The sequence below is a fragment of the Crocosphaera sp. genome, assembly GCF_030064895.1.
GTDB lineage: Bacteria > Cyanobacteriota > Cyanobacteriia > Cyanobacteriales > Microcystaceae > Crocosphaera.
The window spans coordinates 1-6,782 of the sequence record NZ_JASJEB010000179.1 but is presented as its reverse complement, the minus strand read 5'-3'; the positions used below and the strand labels follow the sequence as shown (position 1 = coordinate 6,782).

3 protein-coding genes and 2 pseudogenes are annotated in these 6,782 nt (G+C 39.5%); 2 read left to right on the top strand and 3 right to left on the bottom strand.

What is annotated here, in order from left to right:
* Nucleotides 1-28 precede the first annotated feature (28 nt).
* A pseudogene (locus tag QNJ66_RS25925) lies at nt 29-1,304 on the bottom strand (RNA-guided endonuclease TnpB family protein).
* Between the two features lie 207 nt (nt 1,305-1,511).
* Here QNJ66_RS25925 and tnpA point away from each other — a divergent pair.
* Nucleotides 1,512-1,838: pseudogene (gene tnpA / locus QNJ66_RS25920) on the top strand (IS200/IS605 family transposase); the annotation flags it as partial.
* Nucleotides 1,839-1,900: 62 nt separating this feature from the next.
* On the opposite strand, the gene QNJ66_RS25915 reads toward tnpA, so the two are convergent.
* Complete coding sequence (locus QNJ66_RS25915; protein ID WP_300511553.1) at nt 1,901-2,965, bottom strand: transposase; 1,065 nt, start codon at nt 2,963-2,965, stop codon at nt 1,901-1,903.
* Nucleotides 2,966-3,617: 652 nt separating this feature from the next.
* Nucleotides 3,618-5,876, bottom strand: a complete 2,259-nt coding sequence (locus QNJ66_RS25910) for a ribonuclease R family protein (RefSeq protein ID WP_300511552.1) — start codon at nt 5,874-5,876, stop codon at nt 3,618-3,620.
* A gap of 526 nt (nt 5,877-6,402) precedes the next feature.
* On the opposite strand from QNJ66_RS25910, the gene QNJ66_RS25905 reads away from it, so the two are divergent.
* On the top strand, nt 6,403-6,782 hold a 380-nt coding region (locus QNJ66_RS25905), incomplete at its 3' end, for an iron uptake porin (RefSeq protein WP_300511551.1).

Below are 6,782 nucleotides of genomic sequence, written 5' to 3'. Positions count from 1 at the left end.
CCGAATCAAAGATTACGGTGTGGGCTTCCTACCCAACAGATAGCGGTGTAGTGGATTTCTTGCGTCCTCCTCTACCACGTCTTACATCTGGGCAATAGGCTTCTTGGCGCAGTCGCTCATGGGGGAAACCCCCAAGACCGCGCTGCACCGCTTTATCCCGTGTTCCACAGGTCTGTCTTGAGTGCGTCTTACATTCGGCTTGCGAAGCCGAATTACGCACTCGCAAAATGCGTAGTCCCTCTTCTCTGAGGTTAATTGCTGCGTTAACGTCTCTGTCGTGTGTTGTATGGCATTTATCACAAGTCCATGTCCTGACATCAAGGGGCAAACTATCCACTTGATTTAAGCAAACATGGCAAGTCTTTGAACTCGGAAAAAACCTATCAACTTCTTGATAAATTTTGCCTTCTTGTTCTGCCTTATATTTAAGCATTGTCATAAACATTCCCCATCCGACTTGATGAATGGCTTTGGCTAGTTTATGATTGTGCATCAAACCTTTAACGTTAAGATTTTCTGTTACTATGACTTGGTTTTCGTCAACTAATCTACGACTTAATTTGTGTAGAAAATCCTCACGACAGTTAGTTATTTTACAGTGTACTTTTGCAACTTTCTTTCTAGATTTATTACGGTTATTGGAACCTTTTTGTTTTCTAGATAATTGTTGCTGTTTTCGTTTTAAATTGCGTTCATGTTTAGTAAAAAATCTTGGATTATCAAATTTAGAGCCATCACTGGTAATAGCAAAATGAGTTAAGCCTACGTCAATACCGACTGCTTTCCCTTCTGTTAATGGTTCTGGCTTTTCTTTGCCATCATCAAATAAGACAGAAGCAAAGTATTGGTCACAGCAGTTTTTACTAATAGTTACAGTCTTTAATTTCCCCTGAATAGGTCGATGGATAACTGCTTTTACATCTCCTACCTTGGGGATTTTCAAGTAGTTATCAAATACTTTGACGTTTTGAGGATACTGTAGAGACTGCCTACCATGTTTCGACTTAAATCTAGGGTACTTAGCTCGTTTCTCAAAGAAGTTGTTAAAAGCCACACCTAGATTTAGACATACTTGTTGTAAGCAAGCAGAATAAGCTAGAGATAACCATTCGTATTCCTTCTTTAACTGAGGTATTAGCCCTTTGACTTCATACCCTGATAGTCCATACCCAGTATCTATATATGTCTGGTTCATTAAGTTAAGGCAATAATTCCACAGCCAACAGCAGTTGCCAAAGCTTTGCTAAGCGCGACTGCTTTTGTTCTGTATTTGGGTATAGTCTCACCTTAACTACCTGGAGCATATTAGAGTAAACTTAGCTTGCTATAAACTATGATAACATAGTTTTGGGAAATGTGTAACACGCTCGCAATGTCGAAGTGTGGACGCTACGCAAGTTAATTTATTGCTCGAAATTCATCCCACGCCAAAATATAGTTGTTTCTTATAGTATTTATGGCGTGGGGCTTATGCACGAGATTAAGCTAACACAGGGGAAAATTTAATGTCAATGAAAAATGATTTTTATAGTCGTGGAAGATCCGTAAGTGACTTAAAAGCCCATCTCATTTTAACTACAAAATACAGGAAAAAAATATTGACAGACTGTATGTTGATTCGTCTCCACGAAATCACAGAAAGTTTCTTAGAGAAGTGGGAATGCAGGTTGATAGAAATCAATGGAGAGGAGGATCATGTTCATATTCTCTTTCAAGATCATCCTGATATGGAGTTAAGTAAGTTTGTCAATAATTTCAAAAGTGTCTCTAGTCGCAAATTAAGACAAGAGTTTCCAGAGCAAATTAATAAATTTTATTGGAAAGAAGTTCTTTGGAATAGCTGCTACATAAAACTGATACAAAGCGACATAATATGACACATTGAGGTTTACTTCCTGCTTCATCCAGAACCGTCGGCGGCACTCTGTCCACAGGCTAACACGGTATAGCCTACCGCTTGATTGGCTAACACTTTGGCTGCATTTAAGTCTCTATCTATTTCTAATCCGCACTCACAACGATAAATCCGCTCTGATAGAGACAAATCGGTCTTAATTGAACCGCAGCTAGAGCAAGTTTTAGAACTAGGGAACCATCTGTCAACTATGGTCAATTTTGACCCATAAAGCTTACATTTGTACTCTAGTTGTCTTCTAAATTCATATAAGCCTAGTTCCGAGATGGCTTTAGCTAACTTGCGGTTAGCTAACATCCCTTTAACATTGAGGTCTTCTATGACAATATTTGAGAACTTTTTGGCTAAATAACTGGTTATTTTATGAAGATAATCTCTCCTTAAATTAGCCACTTTCTCATGTTGAGATGCTAGTTTAATTCTCTGTTTCTGACTATTTTTTGACCCTTGGACTTTACGGCTGAGATTTCTTTGAAGTCTGCTTAATTTTAAAGATGCTTTTCTGTAGGGTTTTAGGTTAGGAAATACTTCGCCATTACTTAAAGTGGCTAAGGAAATAATTCCTAAATCTACTCCCACTCTCGCCATTTTTTTCTCAGGGATTGGTCGTTCTTGCTCGTAAGCAAAAGATATAACCCAATCTTTTCCCACCCTAGTTAAAGTCACTTTTTTCACCTGACAATGGGGTAGAGCCTCATAGGTTGACACTGTTCCTATAAAGGGTAACTTGATTCTCGCTGACCCTAACTCTATCCATTTTCCACAATTATCTAAAGTAAAGCTATCATTAATTCCTTTCTTTTTGAACTTAGGATAACCCGTTCCTTTTATTTTAAAGAAACGTTGAAAAGCCTTATCTAAATCTACAAAGGCATATTGATAAACCCTTGAGGATAATTGTGATTGCCACGGATAATCTGGTTTGACATAATTAGTATAGAACTTTTTAAGTTTATTAGCTGTAGGTTTTAATCCTGCTTGATAGGTTATACTCCAAGCTTTTAGCCCCCAATTAAACACCCAACGGCTATAACCTGCGTGGCGAGCCATGATGGTTTTTTGTTGATTATTGAGTTTTAGCTTAGTTCTAAAACCTAGTAGCATCTCGAAAGAAAGTTTCAGGTAGTTCGATTATAACAGACTCAAGGTCAATAGTATTTTTGGTGCTCGTTTTACCCCATTGTGACCTGTTGTTCCACAAACAAGGTACTAGGGGAATGCTCTCCGTAAAATCATCAGAGACTGTTGGCTAAAGAAACATTAACAACCAGTTTTGTAAGGTGGGCAAAGTTTTCTAGATTATGAGTGGTTAAGATCCATCTCTGATTTGCCCACCCTACCGTCTGTTCTCTAAGGGGGAAAGTGAAGCGATCTCACAATAACATCTGACCATCTTGCGTTGAAATCTCAACTTATATAACCTGTTATAACAGGTTATATAACAGGGAAAAGAAAAATGTCCCCTCCCTTAATCCGTAGTGCTATAGTTTTAGGAGTCTCCGAGTCAGGAGTTAGGGGTTAGGGGTTAGGTGTTTATATAGCAATCAGGTTTCATTTATGAGAATATTAGGAGTAGGGTAAAACACAGTGTTAAACCCCTACAAGTCACTCTTGTAGGGACATAATATTATTATGTCCTGACCGGTTCTCACATCTCATTCCTGATTGCTATATAAATTATACTTCTGACTTCTGACTTTATTTAAGTTTCCTCCCACTCATCATTATCTGTATCTGTGGAACTTCCTCCACTGACGGTAACTAAATCAATTTGTTGCCGATAATAGTCTACACTTTTGACCTCAACTTCTACTTCATCCCCTAAACGATAAGCAATATGGTTTTTACGTCCCACTAAACAACCATGACGGGAACGATATTCATACCAATCATCTTTTAAAGAACTAACATGAACCAATCCTTCTACTAATAAATCCTCAATTTCTACAAAGAAACCATAAGATTGAACCCCAGTAATGAGACCTTTGAAAACTTTACCGGTTCGTTCTTTCATGGTCTCAGCTTTTTGCAATCCTTCTAGGTCTTTTTCTGCATCTTCTGCGGTTTTTTCTCGATCATTGAGGTAAGTGACCAAAAAGTGAAAGGTTTCTTCTAATTCATCTTGCATCGCTGGGGGTAAAACATTCCAATTAATGTTGCCATGACAACTACTACTAAAGAGATTTACTCCTGTTTTGGTTTGTTTTGTGCGGCGATCGCGTCCGTCGCTAAACACTAATTTTAAGACCCGTTGTATCAATAAATCAACGTAACGTTTTCCAGGGGAAACACAATGAGTATAACAGTCATCATAAGCGAGACCAAAATGAGAACCAGGATGACTATTATACTTAGATGATTTTAAGGTTTCATGGAGTAAATAACTCAAAACATGAACATGGGAAGACTTTCCTAACATTTGGGTTAAATTATAGTAGTCTTGGGGGGTAATTTCTTCTTCTGAAGCCAAGGAAACCTCTAACCCTAGATTTTGTGCTAATTTGAGTAAGTCTTCTAATTCCTCCCAGTCTGGTTCTGGTTGGGTACAATAAATGCCTGGGATACCGAGGGCCCGAATATGATCAGCCACTACTTTGTTCCCTAGAATGACTAACTCGGTCAATAGGGAACGGATAGGGGTTCGAGAAGAAGCGATCAGGGTTCCCACCCGTCCCTCGTCTTGATAAGGGGATCTCGGTTCTAGTTGCAGTTCAAACCCCCCTCGTTGCAGACGTTGGGCTTTCACTAGGGGAGAAAGGGTAAAAAATAGGTGTTTCAGTTTTTCCACCAGGGCTTGTTTTTCCTGGGGAACTTCCTCTAAATTGGCTAAGATAGATTGAGCTTCTTGATAAGTAAGTTGATGATCTACCTTAATAACCGTTGGTTCAATAGAATATTCCAACAGTTGACCATTTTTATCAAAGGTCATGATCACAGAGATAGCCAAAAAGTCTTGGTTGGGTTTCAAGGAATAACGTTCTGTCACCGCTTCGGGTAACATGGGCAAAACCTTCTCCCCTAAATATACCGTTGTTCCTCGTTTTTTAGCGGTTTTATCCAGGAGCGAGTCGGGTGTAATATAGTGGGCGATATCTGTAATATGAATAGCAAACTGCCAATCATTATCCTCTGTCTTTTCTAGGGTAAAAGCTGTTTCAATAAATGGCAGACAGTCTCGGGCCATATCTTCGGTGAAGCTAAAGGTGAGAACGTCTCGCCAGTCAGCCCGTTTTTCCAAGTCTTGGGGGTCAAAGGTGGTGGGAAGTTGGGCGGCTGCTTGTTGCACTTGTTCTGAGAAGGTTTGGGATAAATCATGTTTACAACAAACAATATCCGTATCAGCGGCCGCTTCTGCATCACTGCCTAAAATGCGGGTCACTTTACCAATGGGAGGATGTTCTCCAATGGGATAACGAACCACTGAAACATGAACCAGATGATCCACTGCTTCTTCTAAGTTACCGCCATTTTGTTCGAGAAGTAACTCAAATAATAGGCGATCGTCGAGAGGAATGGCTTGATACTGTTCCTCTTCCTTCTTTACTTGGGCTAATAAAGAAGGATTCGCCCTTTCTAGAATCAGTCTAACTTCTCCTTCTGGGGAACGGCGACGAGTTCCTTCTTTTATGACTCTGACTAAAACACGATCGCCATTCCAAGCATTACTGAGATGGACTTCTCTAACGTAGATGTCCTCTGCGTCTTCTTCGTCTTGGATGGCAAAGCAAAAGCCTTTACTTGAACAGCGTAACTTCGCTTCAACGAGATCATCTTCTTGAACCCGTCGATATTTACCCCGTTCTTTTTCTAGGATACCGATTAATTCTAAAGCATCGAGGATGATTTGTAATTTTTCGATGCTTTGTTCGTCTTCACATCCCAGTTTTCTCTCTAGAAGTTTGGCCGCCACCAATTTGTTATCACTGAAATGGGATAATAATGTAGCGATTGAAAATTCCATCTATAAAACAGTCCTTACTAAGTGTGAGTGAGTCTTCTTGCTGAAGATAGGAAGATAAACACTAGGTTTATGATGAGTAATACGTTGGTTTAAACTTCACACCCCAGTTTGATCGCTTAAGTCCCTAGGACTGATCTGATCGACTCTTGATAGAGTTCTTCCTGAGAACCTCGAATATCATGGCTAAAAAGAAGCTTAAAGGGCAAAGCCAGGGTTATATCTTTGGAAAGGATAACTCTGCTTGAAGACTAACTTTGCTCAAGATTGAGGGATACTTCTCTCAATTAAGCTCATCTGATTTCTCATTTTACCAAGACAAGGGACATTCTGAAGATTCTATCTTCAACTTCTCTGGTTAATTAGCGATCGCCGACATTTATTGCAAATATTGCATCATATCAATAATATTTTGCATATCATTTGCTGTTCAGTATCTCATAATACAATCATTACCCATAACCTCTGTAAATTATGAATAGTTTAGGTTAACATTAAGTTGTTTTTGGTGTGAGGTTTTAATTTCATAATGAATCAACGTATTTTGTGGTGTTTGCTTCCCTATACTCTATTAATTAGTGGAATCTCATTGTTAGCAACATCTGCGAAAGCTAACGAGGTTATGGTTTCTGATAGAACACCTACCATGTTACCCCAGAGACCAACTCAAAGCCCTTTTTCTCGACCCCGTCCCCGTCACAAAACGTTTAACAGTTCCTCTGAATCCATGAACCAAGTTACCAGTGTTTCGGAGTTACAGGATATTACCCCCACTGCTTGGGCTTATGAAGCTTTACGGGGCTTAGTGGAACGGTACGGATGTATTGTGGGTTATCCAGATCGCACCTTTCGAGGGAAACGCAGTTTAAGTCGTTGGGAGTTTGCTGCGGGGTTAAATGCTTGTTTAAA